This window comes from Pseudomonas sp. HN11, assembly GCF_021390155.1.
Classification (GTDB): domain Bacteria; phylum Pseudomonadota; class Gammaproteobacteria; order Pseudomonadales; family Pseudomonadaceae; genus Aquipseudomonas.
In genome coordinates this window covers 547736-564531 of sequence record NZ_CP089985.1, presented here as the reverse complement: position 1 = coordinate 564531, position 16796 = coordinate 547736, and the positions used below count along the sequence as shown (strand labels likewise).

The window sequence follows — 16796 nt, the reverse complement described above, 5'->3', positions numbered from 1 at the left end:
CAGAAAACGCCCGCCCCCTGCATAAACCACGCGCAAGAGCGACGTGACGAACGGCCTGTAATCGGCCTCGTCGGGCACTTTCCTCGAAAATCCTGTCACGCCTGCCGAATCAAACACGCAGACGCAAAAAAGCCGGGAATTTCCCGGCTGCCGCATCATACACCCGTTTTCTGAAAGGATCACCCCGCCAGGCGTTTTAGCCGCCCGACGGAGTGTTTCCTACACAGTGGCGAGCTGATTACTTGGCTTTTTCCAGGTAGCGGAAGAAATCGCTACTTGGGTCCAGCACCATGACGTCGGTTTTGTTCGCGAAGCTTTCACGGTAGGCGCGCAGGCTACGGTAGAACGCGTAGAACTCCTGGTCCTGGCCGTAGGCCTTGGCGTAGATCGCCGCCGCTTGAGCGTCGCCATCACCACGGGCCTCTTCAGACTCGCGATAGGCTTCGGCCAGCAGTACACGGCGCTGACGGTCGGCATCCGCACGGATACCTTCTGCCAGCTCGTTACCCTTGGCGCGGTGCTCACGGGCTTCACGCTCACGCTCGGTGCTCATACGCTCGAACACGCTGCGGTTCACTTCCTTCGGCAGGTCGATCGCCTTGACCCGAACATCAACCACTTCGATGCCCAGCTCTTTTTCTGCCATGGTGTTCAGCGAACGCGTGATGTCAGCCATCAGCGCGTCACGCTCACCGGATACCACCTCGTGCAGGGTGCGCTTACCAAACTGGTCACGCAGGCCCGACTCCAGACGGCGCGACAGACGCTCGTCGGCAATCTGCTTGAGGCCGGAAGTCGCGGTGTAGAAGCGCTCGGCATCCTTGACGCGCCACTTGGCGTAGGCGTCAACCATCACGGCTTTCTTTTCCAGGGTCAGGAAGCGCTGTGTCGGTGCATCCAGGGTCATCAGCCGGGCGTCGAACTTGCGCACCTGGTTGACGTAGGGGACTTTCACATGCAGGCCCGGCTGGACATCCGCCTGGACCACGCGACCGAATTGCAGCAGCACCGCACGCTCGGTCTGAGCCACGATGTAGAAGCAGTTCCAGGCAGCGATGACCACGACGACGCCCACAATCAGGGCGGTCAGCGATTTATTGCTCATCAACGACTCTCCCTGGTACGTGTTTGCTGTTGCAGCAAGTCAGCGGCCGCACGGGCGCTCGCTTCGTTGGCAGCGGCATTGGAACCGGTGGACGGTGCGCTGGTGCTGCTACGACCACCTTCGATCATCTTGTCCAGCGGCAGGTACAGCAGGTTGTTCTGTCCACCCTTGCTGCCGGTCACGAGCACCTTGCTGGTGTTGCTGAAGACTTCTTGCATGGTGTCCAGGTACAGACGCTCACGCGTGACTTCCGGCGCCTTGCGGTACTCGGCGACCAGCTTGGTAAAGCGATCCGCCTCACCCTTGGCGCGGGAGACCACTTCGTCGCGGTAACCGTTGGCATCCTCGAGGATGCGCTGGGCCTGACCACGGGCTTCCGGCACGACGCCGTTGGCGTAGGTTTCAGCCTGGTTGCGCGAACGCTGCTCGTCTTCACGGGCGCGGATCACGTCGTCGAAGGCTTCCTGTACTTCACGCGGTGCGGCTGCGCTCTGTACGTTCACCTGGGTCACGGTGATACCGGTGCGATAGGTATCGAGGAACCGTTGCAGACGCTCCTTGATCTCGCTGGCCATCAATTCACGACCTTCGGTCAGCACCTGGTCCATCGCGGTAGAACCGACGACATGGCGCAGCGCACTTTCCGTAGCGTGTTGCAGGCTGATTTCCGGCTGATCAACGTTCAGCACGAAGTCCTGCAGGTTGCTGATCTTGTACTGCACGGTCAGCGGCACTTCGACGATGTTCTCGTCTTCGGTCAGCATCTGGCCCTGCTTGGTGTACGCACGCTCACGCGTGACGTTTTCCATGTACTTCTTGTCGATCGGCGGGAAGTAGATATTCAGGCCAGGGCCGACAGTCTCGTAGTACTTGCCGAAGCGCAGCACCACGGCTTGCTCCTGCTCGTCCACCACGTAGACGGCGCTGTACAGCCATACGGCCGCCAGCACGACAAGACCCAGGCCCAGCAGACCATAGCCACCGCCCTTGCTTGTGCGACCGCCGTCGTCACCACCACGTTTTTTTCCACCACCGAACAACCCATTCAGGCTTTCCTGCAGCTTTCGGAAGGCCTCGTCGAGATCTGGTGGCCCCTTGCGGTCGCCATTATTGCGGCGTTTACCACCCCAAGGATCCTGATTATTCGAGTTGCCACCCGGCTCATTCCAAGCCATAGCGCTCTCCATCTGATAAAGCAAAGACGCACCCACGGCGCGCCGACCAATGCTACAGAATGCCTGCCACTGCGGCACAACCGCTTTAGGAGGCTTTTATTGCAAAGTGTGTTGTTCGATGAACTCTGTCGGTACAACGCCTTCACGGCTGACCAGCCGATTCAGCTCCGAGCGAGGCAATCGAACGGCCAGCAAGCTGACACCTTCTTCGTCGTGTTCTTCTTTCTGTACTGCGCCCAACTCGAAAAACTGTGCACGCAGTCGAGCAAAACGCTGGGGCAAGCGCAAGGTGCCGACGAACAAATCGCTGCCGAGCAACTCGGCAATGGCTTGTTCAAGCAACTCAAGGCCACTGCCATCACGCGCCGAGAGCCAGACCCGCTGGGGTTTGCCGTTCTCATCGCGCTGGATTTGTGGCTCAACGCCTTCAAGCAAATCGAGTTTGTTATAGACCTCAAGGATCGGCAAGTCCTGGGCGCCAATCTCGCCCAGTACCAGCATCACCTGTTCAATCTGCAACATGCGATCCGGTTCAGCCGCATCGATCACGTGCAACAGCAGGTCGGAATTGCTCGATTCTTCGAGCGTAGACCGAAATGCTTCGACCAGCTTGTGCGGCAAGTGACGAATGAAACCCACGGTATCGGCCAGGACAATCGGCCCCAGGTCGTCCAGATCCAGACGGCGCAAGGTCGGGTCGAGGGTGGCGAACAGTTGATCGGCCGCGTACACGTCCGACTTCGTCACGTTGTTGAAGAGCGTGGATTTGCCGGCGTTGGTATAGCCCACCAGGGACACGGTAGGGATATCCGCACGGGAACGGCCACGTCGTGATTGCTCACGCTGGCTGCGCACTTTCTCCAGGCGACCCTTGATCTGGCGCAGGCGAACCCGCAACAGGCGTCGGTCGGTTTCGAGCTGGGTTTCACCCGGCCCCCGCATGCCGATGCCGCCGCCTTGACGCTCAAGGTGAGTCCAGCCGCGAACCAGCCGGGTGCTCATGTGGTCAAGCTGGGCCAGTTCAACCTGGAGCTTGCCCTCATGGGTACGGGCGCGTTGGGCGAAAATATCGAGAATCAGACCGGTACGGTCGATCACGCGACACTCGAAGACTCGTTCGAGGTTACGTTCCTGACTGGGCGTGAGGACGTGATTGAAGATCACCAGATCGGCTTCTTCAGCGTGCACCAGGTCGCGCAGTTCCTCGACCTTGCCGCTGCCAATCAGATATTTGGCGGTTGGCCGATGACGCGGCACGTTAAAAAACGCAACGGTCTCGGCGCCGGCCGAATTTGCCAACTCCTGAAACTCCTGCGGATCTTCGCGCGCCTCAGGGTCCTGTCCATCCAAGTGAACGAGAATGACCCGCTCACCACCACCGTGGCGCTCAAAGAACAAAGGAGACTCCTATCAGGCGTTACCTGGCTCAGCGTCAGCTACGTCATCACCGGCAGCGCTAGGCAGGCGGATTGGACGAACAGGGACGACTGTCGAGATAGCGTGCTTGTAGACCATCTGGCTGACGGTGTTTTTCAGCAGGATCACGAACTGGTCGAACGACTCGATCGTGCCTTGCAGCTTGATACCGTTGACCAGGTAGATGGAAACCCCCACTTTCTCTTTACGTAAAGTATTCAAGTAAGGGTCTTGTAGCGAATGCCCTTTTGACATGTGTCGCACTCCTTTAAGGATCAATAATAAAAAATCGGAAAAATAGATAGCTTATGGCCGTCACACCCCCAAGGATAGACGGCAATTGCAAGGACTCAGCTCAATATGGAGACCGTGCCCAAGTATTTCAAGGCGCGTGACAGATTGTCGCTGTCCAGGCTGTCCAGCCAGTGCAAATCGCTCCAGCTGCGCAACCAGGTGAACTGGCGTTTCGCCAATTGGCGCGTGGCAATGATGCCGCGCTCCTGCATTTCGGCTGACGTCAGCTTGCCATCCAGATGATCCCAGACTTGGCGGTAGCCTACGGCACGTATCGAAGGTAACCCTGGATGCAGGTCACCTCTGGAACGCAGAGCTACGACCTCGTCCACAAACCCCTGTTCCAACATAATTGTGAATCTTTGTGCAATTCGATCATGCAGCACCTGGCGATTTGCCGGAGCGATGGCCAGATTCGCCACAGTATAGGGCAATTGAGACGCGCCAGATGCGCCTGCGTCAGCACTTTGCGCACTTTGTTTCAGCCGATGTTCAGTCATGGTCTGCCCGCTGACACGCCAGACTTCCAGCGCACGAGTGAGGCGCTGGGGGTCATTGGGGTGAATGCGCGCGGCGGACACCGGGTCCACGGCTGCCAATTGGTCGTGCAAGGCTTGCCAGCCAAGGCGTGCGGCCTCTTCCTCGAGTTCGGCACGCACCTGTGCATCGGCCGGCGGCATATCCGCCAGTCCCTCCTGCAAAGCCTTGTAATAGAGCATCGTACCGCCCACCAGCAGCGGAATATTGCCCCGCGCGGTGATGTCAGCCATGGCAGCCAGGGCATCGGTGCGGAAATCCGCGGCCGAATAGCTCTCTGACGGATCGATGATGTCGATCAGCTTATGTGGATATTGGGCCAACAGCTCTTTTGACGGCTTGGCCGTGCCGATGTCCATGTCCCGGTAAACCAGGGCAGAGTCGACGCTGATCAACTCGCACGGCAGCACCTTGGTCAGCTCGATGGCCAGGTCGGTCTTGCCGGCGGCCGTGGGACCCATCAGGAAGATCGCGGGGGGCAAGGCACTCATCAACGGCCGCGCAGGAAGAGTTTGTCCAGATCGTCCAGGCCCATCTGGGTCCAGGTCGGTCGGCCGTGGTTGCATTGGCCGCTGCGTTCGGTGTTTTCCATATCGCGCAGCAGGCCGTTCATTTCCGGCAGGGCCAGGCGGCGGTTGGCTCGGATGGCGCCGTGGCAGGCCATGGTGCCGAGCAGTTCGTTGATGTGCGCCTGGATACGGTCACTGGTGCCGTATTCCATCAGGTCTGCCAGCACGTCGGCGACCAGACGGTTGGCCTCGGCCTGCTTGAGCAGCGCGGGAATCTGGCGGATGGCCAGGGTTTCCGGGCCCAGGCGCTGCAATTCAAAGCCTAGTTTCTGGAAGACGCCGTGGTGTTCTTCGGCACAATCAGCCTCACGCTGGCTGACCGCCAGGGACTCCGGCACCAACAGCGGCTGGCCACTGAGACCTTCGCTGGCCATGGCGATCTTGAGGCGTTCGTACATGATCCGTTCGTGGGCGGCGTGCATGTCCACCAGCACCAGGCCATGGGCGTTTTCCGCCAGGATGTAGATGCCCTTGAGCTGCGCCAATGCGTAGCCCAACGGAGGGATATCTCCACCGCCTTCCGGCAAGGCTACAGGCGCGCCCGGCTCGGCACCCGGCAGCGGCGCGAAAAACTCGCGATAAGCCGCCTGGGCCTCGGCCACCGGCACCGCCGACTGTGGGCGCGACGTGTATTGGTATTGATAACCGGAGCCAGCGCCGGAATTCGGCGCGGTATAAGAAGGTTGTGACTGCGGCGATTGCAGTAGGTTGGCCGCCAGGCTCATTTCGCCCTGAGGCCCGAACTCACCCGCTTGCGGGCCGCTCGGGCGGACCACTGCCGTCACAATCGGCGCGGATAACTGATCGTCCGGGCGCACATCACCCAAGGTGCGGTGCAGGGTGCCGTAGAGGAAGTCATGCACCATGCGTCCATCACGGAAGCGCACTTCGTGCTTGGTGGGGTGCACGTTGACATCCACCACCGACGGGTCGACCTCGAAGAACAACACAAACGTCGGGTGGCGCCCATTGAATAGCACGTCGCGATAAGCCTGGCGCACCGCGTGGGCCACCAGTTTGTCGCGCACCGCTCGACCGTTCACAAAGAAATACTGCAAGTCCGCCTGGCTGCGGGAGAAGGTCGGCAAACCGACCCAACCCCACAACCGCAAGCCATTGCGCTCGATTTCAATCGGCAGCGCCTGCTCCAGGAAACCCGGCCCGCAGATCGCCGACACCCGGCGAGCGCGCGCGGCGTCATCGTGAGCTTCGTGCAGACTGAGGATGGTCTTGCCGTTATGCCGCAGATGAAAAGCCACATCGAAACGGGCCAGGGCCAGACGCTTGATGACTTCTTGCAGGTGATCGAATTCGGTTTTTTCGGCCTTGAGGAATTTGCGCCGCGCCGGAGTGTTGAAGAACAAGTCGCGCACTTCCACCGAAGTTCCCACAGGATGGGCTGCCGGCTGGACCCGAGGCGCCATGTCGCGGCCTTCGGTTTCCACTTGCCAGGCCTGTTCGGCGCTGCGAGTGCGGGACGTCAGGGTCAGGCGGGCTACGGAACTGATAGAGGCCAGGGCCTCACCGCGAAAGCCCAGGCTCATCACCCGCTCAAGGTCTTCCAGGTCGCGGATCTTGCTGGTGGCGTGACGCGCCAGGGCCAGCGGCAAGTCATCGGCGGAAATGCCGCTGCCATCGTCACGCACGCGCAACAGCTTGACGCCACCCTGCTCCACGTCGACATCAATGCGCTTGGCGCCGGAGTCGATGCTGTTTTCCAGCAGCTCCTTGATCACCGATGCCGGACGCTCGACCACTTCACCGGCAGCAATCTGGTTGGCAAGGCGCGGGCTCAGCAGCTCAATGCGCGATCCGCTGTTCAGAAGTGATTCGCTCATTACTGTGCCGCCAATTCAGTGCCGGGGATGGTCAATACCTGGCCGACTTTCAATTCATCGGTCTTCAGGTTGTTGGCACTGCGCAAGGTCGCGGCCGACACCTGGAAACGCACCGCCAGCATCGCCAGGGTGTCGCCCGGCTGCACGCGATGGTCACGGGGGCCCTGGGCGATTTTCCCGGAGTCGCGCAGCCAGGCGATGTAAGTGCCCGGCGGCGGGTTCTGCTGGAAGAACTGACGGATACCGGCACTGATCGAGCGCGCCAATGCCTGCTGGTGACTGGCGCTGGCCAACTTCGAGGCCTCGTTGGAGTTGGAGATAAAGCCTGTCTCGACCAGGATCGACGGGATATCCGGCGACTTCAACACCATGAACCCGGCTTGCTCCACGCGCTGTTTGTGCAACGAGGTCACGCGGCCGATGTTGCTCAGGACCTTCTGGCCCACGTTCAAGCTGGACGTCAGGGATGCGGTCATCGACAGATCGAGCAGGACGCCGGCGAGCATTTTATCCTTGTCATCGAGGGACACGTTGCCGGCCCCGCCGATCAAGTCGGAACGGTTTTCGCTGTCGGCCAGCCAACGCGCGGTTTCGGACGTCGCGCCGCGATCCGACAGAGCAAACACCGAGGCACCAAAGGCCGCGGTCGAAGGCGCGGCGTCGGCGTGGATAGACACGAACAGGTCCGCGCCCTTTTTACGGGCAATTTCGGTACGACCGCGCAATGGAATGAAGTAGTCGCCAGTACGGGTCAACTCGGCACGGTAGCCTTTCATGCCATTGACCTGGCGCTGCAGTTCGCGAGCGATGGCCAGTACCACGTCCTTCTCATGCTGACCGCGCGAACCGGAAGCCCCCGGATCTTCACCACCGTGACCGGCGTCAATCACGACGATAATATCCCGCTTGCCAGCGGGAGCCGGTGGTGGCGGTGGCAGTTTGACCTGCGGTTGCGACGGGTTGACCGGCACAGCTGGTACGGTTGCTACGCTGGGCGTCGGTGCAGGCGGAGGCGCTGCATCGGCGGGGTTGTCGAACAGGTCGACCACCAGCCGATTGCCGTACTGGGCGTTAGGCGCCAGAGAGAAGCTTTTTGGGGTCACGACCTTTTTCAGGTCGATCACCACACGCAGGTCAGTCGGCGTACGCTGGGCCGAGCGCATGGCGGTAATAGGCGTATTGGCAGTAGAGACATTCAGCGGCCCGGCCAGGGTTGCGCCGTTGATGTCGATCACCAGGCGATCAGGCGACGTCAAGGTAAAGACGCTGTGCTGGACCGGGCCAGACAGGTCGAACACCAGGCGTGTGTTATCCGGCGCTCGCCAAAGGCGAACACTTTTCACCTGTGAAGCAGCCAGAGCATTGACAGTCATTGCCGCAAGCAACACCCCCACGACAGCAACCAACGCGCGAAAGCGCATACCTAACCCCACCAATTATTTGAATTCCAATGCCAAAGCGGCGCACCACGACTGGCCGCGCGCGCTCTGGGGCAACAACTTCAACTGACGTCCGTGCTCATGCGGCGTAATGGTAATGGTCAGGTCCGGCTTTGGCAAAAAGCCTGTGCCTTTATCTGGCCACTCGATCAGGCACAACGCATCTTCATCGAAGTAATCGCGGATGCCCATGTATTCGAGTTCTTCGGGATCAACCAGGCGATAGAGGTCGAAATGGAACGCTCGCACCCCTCCAATTTCGTAGGGTTCCACCAGGGTGAACGTAGGGCTTTTTACTGCCCCCTTATGGCCCAATCCTCGGATAATCCCGCGAGACAACGTGGTTTTCCCCGCCCCTAAGTCGCCTTCAAGGAAGATCAGCCCTTTCCCGGTGGTGACCTGGGCGATGCGGTTTCCGAACGCAACCATGGCCTCCTCATCGGCCAAATACAGGATTACTTCAGACACGGCGACTGTTCCTCCAACAATTGACGAATGGCAGGTATCAAGTCGCTGGCAGCCAAGCCGCGACCAAAGGTGCCCTGGCGATCCCCCGCCGTGGCGTGCAGCCACACGGCCAGGCAACTTGCTTCATAAGCGGGCATGCCTTGCGCCAGCAGTGCGCCTACCAGGCCGGCCAATACATCGCCCAGCCCTGCCGTCGCCATCGCCGGGTGACCTTGGTCACACCGCGAAACACGCCCATCCGGGCTGGCAATCAAACTGCCAGCACCTTTGAGGATAGCCACTGCATTGAATTTCTGGCTCAACGCGCGCGCCACCTTAAGACGATCGGCCTGAACCTCGGCTGTCGAAATCCCCAACAACCGCGCGGCCTCACCGGGATGCGGGGTGATCACGCAGTCGGCCGGCAAGCTGACGCTGCCGGTGGCAAGCTGACTCAAGGCGTCGGCGTCCCAGACCTGCGGCAAGCTGGCATTGGCGGCGACAGAAAGCAGGCTTTTGCCCCAGGACGCATCACCCAGCCCAGGCCCGATCACAATGACCGAGATTTTTTCGAGCAAGGCCATCAACTGATTGGCCGAGCTGACGCCGACGGTCATGACTTCCGGCAAACGAGCCAACGCGGCCGGCACGTGTTCCAGGCGCGTCGCCAAGGACACCATGCCGGCGCCACTGCGCAAGGCACTTTCAGCACTCAGCAACGCAGCGCCGCCAAAGCCACGGTCACCGCCAATGACCAGCAGGTGGCCGAACTGGCCTTTATAGGCGTCCGGGTAACGCGCAGCCAGTTGCGGCAAATGGCCGTGCAACAGGGACTGTACGTCGGTTATTGCGTGTTTTGTCTGCGGCATGCGTCTTCGAGCTCCGATGTCTGGCAGAATTATACCTATCTAACCTGCGGTTTCCCTTGTCTCATGCCTGCCATCACCACCGATCTGCCTGCCCTCGCCCAATCGATCAAAGACTGGGGCCGCGAGCTGGGCTTTCAACAAGTCGGCATCAGCGGCCTGGACCTGGCTGAGCACGAACAGCACCTGCAACGCTGGCTCGACGCGGGCTACCACGGCGAGATGGAGTACATGGGCGCCCACGGCAGCAAACGCTCCCACCCTGACGAACTGGTGCCCGGCACCTTGCGCGTAGTGTCGCTACGCATGGATTACCTGCCGGGCGACACACAAATGGCCCAATTGCTGGCCAAGCCGGAAAAAGCCTATATTTCGCGTTACGCCCTGGGCCGCGACTACCACAAGCTGATCCGCAAACGCGTGCAGCAACTGGCTGATCGCATCCAAGCACAGATCGGCCCGTTCGGTTTCCGCGCCTTTGTCGACAGCGCACCCGTGTTGGAAAAAGCCATCGCCGAAAAAGCCGGGCTGGGCTGGATCGGTAAAAACACCCTGGTCCTCAATCGCAAGGCGGGCAGCTACTTCTTCCTGAGTGAGCTGTTCGTCGACCTGCCGCTCCCGGTTGACGCGCCCCACAGCACCGAACACTGCGGCCGCTGCACGGCTTGCCTGGACATCTGCCCCACCAATGCCTTCGTCGGTCCCTATGTGCTGGACGCGCGACGCTGCATTTCCTACCTCACCATCGAGCTGAAGAGCGCGATCCCCGAGGACCTGCGCCCACTGATTGGCAACCGTGTGTTTGGCTGCGATGACTGTCAGATCGTTTGCCCGTGGAATCGTTTCGCCCGCGCCACCGGCGAAAGTGATTTCAAGCCCCGCCACAATCTGGATAACGCAGAACTGGCCGAGTTGTTTATGTGGGACGAGGACAAATTCCTCAGCAGCACCGAGGGCTCACCCTTGCGTCGTGCCGGCTATGAGCGTTGGCTGCGCAACCTTGCGGTGGGCCTGGGCAATGCACCATCGAGCATTCAGGTGCTTGAAGCCTTGAAGGCACGGCGGGATTTTCCGTCGGAACTGGTGCGCGAACACGTGGAGTGGGCGCTGAACCAGCACGCCAGCCGCTAGTGCACGTCGTCGTTATAGACGAACTTGGGCATTTCCCAGTGAAAACGGATTGCCAGCAGGCGCAATAGAAAGCCGCTGAACAGGGTCAGCAATATCGCTTGCTCGCTGGGCAGCTCCAGATAAAGGCACAGCAGGTAGAACCAGGCGGCGAGGAACGACACGCTGGCATACAGCTCGCGGCGGAAGATCAGCGGGATGTCGTTGCAGAAGATGTCGCGCAGGATGCCGCCGAAGACCCCGGTGATCACCCCGCTGACCGACGCCACCAGCATACCGTGGCCCATTTCCAGCGCCGTCATGCAGCCGATCAGGGTAAAGGCCACCAAGCCCACGGCGTCCAGCGCCAGGAACAGCGAACGCAGGCGGCGCATCAGTGGCGCGATGAAGATCGTCACCAGCGCCGCGATTGACGTCAGCACCAGGTATTCCGGGTGCTTGACCCAGGTCAGCGGGTAATGCCCGAGCAGCACGTCACGCACCGAACCGCCCCCCAGCGCCGTCACACACGCGATCAGCACCACCCCGAACCAATCCATCCCACGTCGCCCGGCCGACAGCGCGCCAGTCATGGCTTCGGCGGTGATGGCGATGAGGTAGAGCATCAGCAGCATGATGGCGATCCTTGCGATTTTGTAGTGAGCGGGCCAGATCACGCCTTGATGAAATGCTTGCGGTAATGCTGCAACTCGGCGATCGACTCGCGGATATCATCCAGCGCCAGGTGGGTGCTGCCTTTATGGAAGCTATCTTTGACTTCCGGCGCCCAACGCGCAGCCAGTTCTTTAAGCGTGGACACATCCAGGTTGCGGTAGTGGAAGTAGCTTTCCAGCGCCTTCATGTGCGTATAAAGGAAGCGACGGTCCTGGCAAATGCTATTGCCGCAGATCGGCGACTTGCCCTTGGGTACCCATTTTTCCAGGAAGGCGATGGTTTCGGCTTCGGCTTCGGCCATGCCGATGCGGCTGTCACGCACGCGCTGGGTCAGTCCGGAGTTGCCGTGAGTGCGGGTATTCCACTCGTCCATGGTGGCGAGGACGGCGTCACTGTGGTGGATGGCGATCACCGGACCTTCGGCCAAGGTGTTGAGGTTGCTGTCGGTGACAATCGTAGCCATCTCGATGATGACGTCGGTATCAGGGTTCAGACCGGTCATTTCCAGATCGATCCAAATCAGGTTCTGTGGGTTTTGCATGGCTTGATTCTCTTGGCACCTTGGCGTAGCTGCGCAGTTTAGCAGGCGGGGCCGTGCTAGACTCGCGACCGCTTCATCTAAACCTTTGCATTATCGACACGGAACACCAATGGCCAAACGCCAGCTCAATCGTCGCCAAAACTGGCGCATCGAAAAGATTCAAGGTGAACGCGCCGCGCGCGCCGCCAAACGTGAATCCTCCGCCGTGGAAGCGCTTGAAGGCGGCGACCTGGGCCCCGAACAAACGGGCCTGGTGATCGCACACTTTGGCGTGCAGGTCGAAGTCGAGGCGCTCGAAGGCGAACTCGCAGGCTCTGTGTTCCGTTGCCACTTACGCGCCAACCTGCCTGCGCTGGTTACCGGCGACCAAGTGGTATGGCGTGCCGGTAACCAAGGCATCGGCGTGATCGTCGCCCAGTTGCCGCGTACCACCGAACTGCGCCGTCCGGACAGCCGTGGCCAGCTCAAGCCGGTGGCGGCCAACGTCGACATGATCGTGATCGTGTTCGCGCCGCTGCCTGAGCCGCATGCCAACTTGATCGACCGCTACCTGGTAGCCGCCGAGCATGCCGGTATTCGCCCGTTGTTGCTGCTGAACAAATTCGACCTGATCGACGAGCAGAACGCCCCGGCGCTGAATGCCTTGCTGGCGGTGTACCGCACACTGGGTTATCCGGTGCTGGAAGTCTCGGCCCATCACGGAAACGGCATGGAACAGCTGCAACAGCAGTTGGACGGGCGCATCAGTGTGTTCGTCGGCCAGTCGGGCGTGGGCAAATCCTCGCTGGTCAACAGCCTGCTGCCGGAAGTTGGCACCCGCGTAGGCCCGCTGTCGGAACTGTCCGGCCAGGGCACCCACACCACGACCACCGCGCGGTTGTTCCACTTCCCCGGCGGCGGTGAGCTGATCGACTCCCCAGGCATCCGCGAATTCGGCCTCGGCCACGTCAGCCGCAGCGATGTGGAAGCGGGCTTCATCGAATTCAATGACCTGATCGGCACCTGCCGCTTCCGCGACTGCAAACACGACCGCGAGCCGGGCTGTGCGTTGCTCAAGGCGCTGGAGGATGGGCGTGTGCAGCAGCAGCGGATGAACAGCTATCGGTCGATCATTGCAAGCTTGCCCGAAAGCAGTTACTAAACCGCAGATACAATAAGGCCGCGATCATCGCGGCCTTATTGTATGTGAAGCCTAGGACCCCGTCCCAGGCACCGTAGGATCCTTTACCCCACCCTCATCAAACAGGTTCAGCTTCTGGCGCAGTTCATGTGCCGGCAAAGGCTCCTGCCCGGGTGGAATCGCGTTCGGATCAGCCGGCACCTCACCCGGCGCGCCTGCGCCTGGAGTGGGTTGCGGCGCCGGCGGTTGATCGCCTTCAATCGCACGCTGAGCCTTTTTGGTCAGCACCACGATGTCGATCCGGCGGTTGACCGGGTTGAACGGGTCTTGATGGTCAAACAGCTGCGACGACGCAAACCCCACCACGCGCGCGACTTGCGGGTCTGGGTAGCTGCCGGCCACCAGCGCACGGCGCGCAGCGTTGGCGCGGTTGGCCGAGAGTTCCCAGTTGCCGAAGTCACCCTGGCCCGCATAAGGCTTGGCGTCGGTGTGGCCGCTGATACTGATCTTGTTCGGCACCGCCTTGATGGTGTCGGCCATGGCCAGCAGGATGTCTTCAAAGTACGGCTTCAAGCGTGCACTGCCGGAGTCGAACATCGGCCGGTTGGCGGCGTCGGTGATCTGGATGCGCAAGCCTTCCGGCGTGATCTCGAAGGAGATCTGATCCTTGAATTTCAGCAGTTGCGGGTTTTCTTCGACTTTGGTCTGCAGCTCTTGCAGCAGCAACTCAAGGCGCTCCTGTTCGACCTGTTCGGCCATGGACTCGACGGTGTCGCGCTCGATCGGGATTTTCTCCTGAGGCGACTCGGTCTTGATTTCCGGGTTGATGGTGCGCTCAGGCGCCAGTTGCGGCGAGCCGCCCAGGTCGATCACGAAGGGCGTGCCGCTTTCCGAGAAGCCAATCGGGTCTTTGAAGTAACCGGCGATGGCGATCTTCTGTTCCGGCGTGGCGGTGGACATCAGCCACAACACCAGGAAGAACGCCATCATCGCCGTCGCAAAGTCGGCGAAGGCGATTTTCCAGGCGCCGCCATGGTGCCCCGCAGCGAAGCGCTTGACGCGCTTGATGATTATCGGCTGGTTGTTTTCCATGGCTTAGCGACCGCGCACCGCTTGTTCCAGCTCGGCGAAGCTTGGGCGATGTTTCGGATACAGCACCTTGCGACCGAACTCCACGGCCAGCGACGGCGGCATGCCGGAAGCGGAGGCGACCAGGCTGGCCTTGATCGATTCGTACAGGTTGATTTCTTCCTTGGCGTCATGGGCCAAAGAGGTGGCCAGCGGGCCGAAGAAGCCGTAGGCCGCGAGAATACCGAAGAATGTACCGACGAGCGCCGCACCTACGTGCATGCCGATGGCGGCTTGGTCGCCCTCGCCCAGGGAAGCCATGGTCACCACGATACCGAGTACCGCCGCGACGATACCGAAACCCGGCATACCGTCAGCGATGCCGGTCACAGCGTGGGACGGATGCTCCAGCTCTTCCTTAAGGCTGAACAACTCCATGTCGAACAGGCCTTCCAGCTCATGGGGGGCCATGTTGCCGGAGGACATGATGCGCAGGTAGTCACAGATATAGGCGGTCATGCGCTCATCTTTGAGCACGGCCGGGTACTTGGCGAAAATCGGGCTGGCAGCGGCGTCTTCGATGTCGGCCTCGATGGCCATCATGCCTTCGCGGCGGCTCTTGTTGAGGATCTCATAGACCAGGCCCAGCACCTCAAGATAGAAGGTGTGAGTAAAGCGCGAACCGAACATGCCCAGCGACTTTTTGACCACGTGCATGGTCATGTAGCCGGGGTTTGCCTGCAAGAATGCACCGAACGCCGCACCACCGATGATCAGCACTTCGAAGGGCTGGATCAACGCAGCAATTTTACCGTGGGACAGGACGTAGCCACCGAGCACGCTTGCGATGACGACGATGATGCCGATAATTTTAGCCATAGGGGATGAGTACTTGCGCCGTCGGGTTCATGGACATATTGGGTGTAGCAGAAAACTCTTGTTCTACTTATCGGCAAAACTGCGCCAGACTATAGCCCGTTAAGGCGAAAAGCCAGTTCGGCCCGCTCCGGGCGTGTAGACCGCAAGTGATGATCGCGCCCCTATCATGGCTAATGAAACGACAGTCCCAAGTGCAAAACCCAACTCTCTCGCCGCTTGGATCAAGCGCCTGGACGATGTGCTGCTGCCTGTGCCCCAGGCCAGCCACGACCGTGTGTGCAAAGGCATCCGCGACAGTCGCAGTTCATTGCGAGATATTGCCGAGCTGATGCAAAGCAGCCCGGCGCTCGTGCTCAGCGTGATGCGCGAGGCCAACAGCCATACCCATGGCAGCCTGGCGGAACCGGCGGAAAACCTCGAAGTGGCGCTCAACCGCCTGGGCCTCAAGCGCGCTGAAGAGTTGCTGGCGCGCCTGCCCTCGGTGCCGGCCAACGAGATCCCCGTGGCGCTACGCCAACTGTTACTGATTAGCCAGCACGCGTCGCAACAAGCCAACGGCTTGTTCGGCAGCCGCCTGGCGCGACTGTGGCAGGACATCCACTGGGGCAGCCTGCTGTTTCTGTCGCCGTTGTGGCCGATGGCGGTCGCCTACCCCAAGCTCCTCGAAGAATGGGAGCTGCGGGTTATCCACAAGGGCCAAGCAGCGCGCCTGGTCGAGCAGGAATTGTTCGGCGTACGCTTGCTTGATCTATGTGTTGGCTTGACCGAAGCCTGGCACCTGCCGATCTGGGTGTCCCAGGGCTACACGTTGCTGATGAGCGAGCAACGCTTGCTGGTCAAGGCGCTGCACATCGCCCGCGAAGACGACCCATTGCGCCACCAGCAACTGCTCGACGCCGAACCCAATCTGCGCCGCTGGTTGAACCAGCCGGCCAACACCGTGCTGCTGGCCAACGGCCTGGCGATGTCGGCCCAGGAGTCCTGGACCTGCCCGCATACCGAACGCTGGCAATTGCTCACTGCGCTGTACCTGCAACAGCCTTTGGGCGAGGTGCAGCAACTGGTCCACCAACAGGCTGTCACCAGCGCCCGCACCGCCTTGATGCCCGACCTCTGGCACCCGGCGCTGTCGCTGATCTGGCCGTGGCATGTACAGAAGATTCATCGCGGCCTGCTCCCAGCGCCGCCGCCCACTGCCGAGGCTCTGGCCGTGTGGCGCAAGCGCTGCACCGAGCTGCTGGTAGAGCCGAGCCGCTTTGCCAACGCCATGCACTTGACCACCTGCGCCAAGGAGGCCCTGGTGGCCAGTGGTATGCAGCGGGTCATGTTGTTGATGGCTGACCGCGCCATGAGCACCTTGCGTGTGCACCAGGCTGATGGCCTGCCGAAGGATGCGGCCAATTTGAGCCTGGATGTGGTCAACAGTACGTTGCTGCAGCGCTTGCTGGAAAAGTCCGCCCAAGTACGCCTCAACCCTGAAAACCACGCGCAGTTTTCGGCTTTGCTGCCGCCGATCCTGCGCCGCCTGTTCACCGGCGAACACCTGTTGCTGCGCTCCTTGAGCTGTAATGGCAAGGTGGTGATGCTGATGGTGGCCGACCAGGGCGGCGGGCCGTTCTCGGAAACCACCGTGCAGGCCTTCGGCAAAACTGCCCAATGCATCGAGAAAGCCCTGCACTGCTTTACCAACCGCAGCGCCTGATGCTTGCGCTACAATCGC

At 60.8% G+C, this 16796-nt stretch carries 16 protein-coding genes; 3 read left to right on the top strand and 13 right to left on the bottom strand.

Going from position 1 to position 16796, the window contains the following annotated elements; genetic code table 11:
• Nucleotides 1–238: 238 nt before the first annotated feature.
• The 9 genes from hflC to LVW35_RS02500 form a co-directional block, all read right to left on the bottom strand.
• Nucleotides 239–1105 carry a protease modulator HflC gene (gene hflC, locus LVW35_RS02540; protein ID WP_025857365.1) on the bottom strand — a complete coding sequence of 289 codons (867 nt, stop codon included), beginning with the start codon at nt 1103–1105 and terminating at the stop codon, nt 239–241.
• Entirely contained in the window at nt 1105–2280 is a 1176-nt protein-coding gene (gene hflK, locus LVW35_RS02535) for an FtsH protease activity modulator HflK (protein ID WP_028615515.1), read from the bottom strand. Before hflK ends, hflC begins: the two co-directional genes overlap by 1 nt.
• Before the next feature lie 96 nt (nt 2281–2376).
• On the bottom strand, nt 2377–3678 hold the full coding sequence (gene hflX, locus LVW35_RS02530) for a ribosome rescue GTPase HflX (RefSeq protein WP_233893565.1): 1302 nt from the start codon (nt 3676–3678) through the stop codon (nt 2377–2379).
• A 12-nt stretch (nt 3679–3690) separates the two neighbouring features.
• The gene (gene hfq / locus LVW35_RS02525; protein WP_034105706.1) at nt 3691–3951 is read right to left on the bottom strand and encodes an RNA chaperone Hfq; all 261 of its coding nucleotides are present in this window, start codon (nt 3949–3951) and stop codon (nt 3691–3693) included.
• Nucleotides 3952–4046: 95 nt separating this feature from the next.
• A complete protein-coding gene (gene miaA, locus LVW35_RS02520; RefSeq protein WP_233893563.1) occupies nt 4047–5018 on the bottom strand; it encodes a tRNA (adenosine(37)-N6)-dimethylallyltransferase MiaA in 972 nt (323 codons plus the stop codon).
• Nucleotides 5018–6934, bottom strand: coding sequence for a DNA mismatch repair endonuclease MutL (mutL, locus tag LVW35_RS02515; protein WP_442799585.1), 1917 nt, complete (start codon nt 6932–6934; stop codon nt 5018–5020). The genes miaA and mutL overlap by 1 nt, the downstream gene beginning before the upstream one ends.
• Nucleotides 6934–8355: an N-acetylmuramoyl-L-alanine amidase gene (locus LVW35_RS02510; protein WP_233893562.1), complete on the bottom strand. Its 1422-nt coding sequence runs from the start codon at nt 8353–8355 to the stop codon at nt 6934–6936. The genes mutL and LVW35_RS02510 overlap by 1 nt, the downstream gene beginning before the upstream one ends.
• A gap of 15 nt (nt 8356–8370) precedes the next feature.
• Nucleotides 8371–8841, bottom strand: coding sequence for a tRNA (adenosine(37)-N6)-threonylcarbamoyltransferase complex ATPase subunit type 1 TsaE (tsaE, locus tag LVW35_RS02505; RefSeq protein ID WP_233893561.1), 471 nt, complete (start codon nt 8839–8841; stop codon nt 8371–8373).
• Nucleotides 8829–9689, bottom strand: coding sequence for an NAD(P)H-hydrate dehydratase (locus tag LVW35_RS02500; RefSeq protein ID WP_233893560.1), 861 nt, complete (start codon nt 9687–9689; stop codon nt 8829–8831). Before LVW35_RS02500 ends, tsaE begins: the two co-directional genes overlap by 13 nt.
• 63 nt (nt 9690–9752) lie before the next feature.
• On the opposite strand from LVW35_RS02500, the gene queG reads away from it, so the two are divergent.
• A complete protein-coding gene (queG, locus tag LVW35_RS02495; protein ID WP_233893559.1) occupies nt 9753–10817 on the top strand; it encodes a tRNA epoxyqueuosine(34) reductase QueG in 1065 nt (354 codons plus the stop codon).
• Here queG and LVW35_RS02490 read toward each other — a convergent pair.
• Both LVW35_RS02490 and orn read right to left on the bottom strand, forming a co-directional pair.
• Nucleotides 10814–11431 carry a trimeric intracellular cation channel family protein gene (locus LVW35_RS02490; protein WP_175403002.1) on the bottom strand — a complete coding sequence of 206 codons (618 nt, stop codon included), beginning with the start codon at nt 11429–11431 and terminating at the stop codon, nt 10814–10816. The genes queG and LVW35_RS02490 overlap by 4 nt on opposite strands.
• A 35-nt stretch (nt 11432–11466) precedes the next feature.
• Nucleotides 11467–12009, bottom strand: a complete 543-nt coding sequence (gene orn, locus LVW35_RS02485) for an oligoribonuclease (RefSeq protein WP_233893557.1) — start codon at nt 12007–12009, stop codon at nt 11467–11469.
• 109 nt (nt 12010–12118) lie between these two features.
• On the opposite strand from orn, the gene rsgA reads away from it, so the two are divergent.
• On the top strand, nt 12119–13150 hold the full coding sequence (gene rsgA / locus LVW35_RS02480) for a small ribosomal subunit biogenesis GTPase RsgA (protein WP_233893556.1): 1032 nt from the start codon (nt 12119–12121) through the stop codon (nt 13148–13150).
• 51 nt (nt 13151–13201) lie between these two features.
• On the opposite strand, the gene motB is transcribed toward rsgA, so the two are convergent.
• The gene (motB, locus tag LVW35_RS02475; RefSeq protein ID WP_233893555.1) at nt 13202–14221 is read right to left on the bottom strand and encodes a flagellar motor protein MotB; all 1020 of its coding nucleotides are present in this window, start codon (nt 14219–14221) and stop codon (nt 13202–13204) included.
• 3 nt (nt 14222–14224) lie between these two features.
• Nucleotides 14225–15076 (bottom strand): flagellar motor stator protein MotA, encoded by an 852-nt coding sequence (motA, locus tag LVW35_RS02470; protein ID WP_016976894.1) that lies wholly within the window; start codon nt 15074–15076, stop codon nt 14225–14227.
• A gap of 166 nt (nt 15077–15242) precedes the next feature.
• Here motA and LVW35_RS02465 point away from each other — a divergent pair, with 166 nt between their 5' ends.
• On the top strand, nt 15243–16778 hold the full coding sequence (locus tag LVW35_RS02465; RefSeq protein WP_233893554.1) for an HDOD domain-containing protein: 1536 nt from the start codon (nt 15243–15245) through the stop codon (nt 16776–16778).
• Nucleotides 16779–16796: the final 18 nt, after the last annotated feature.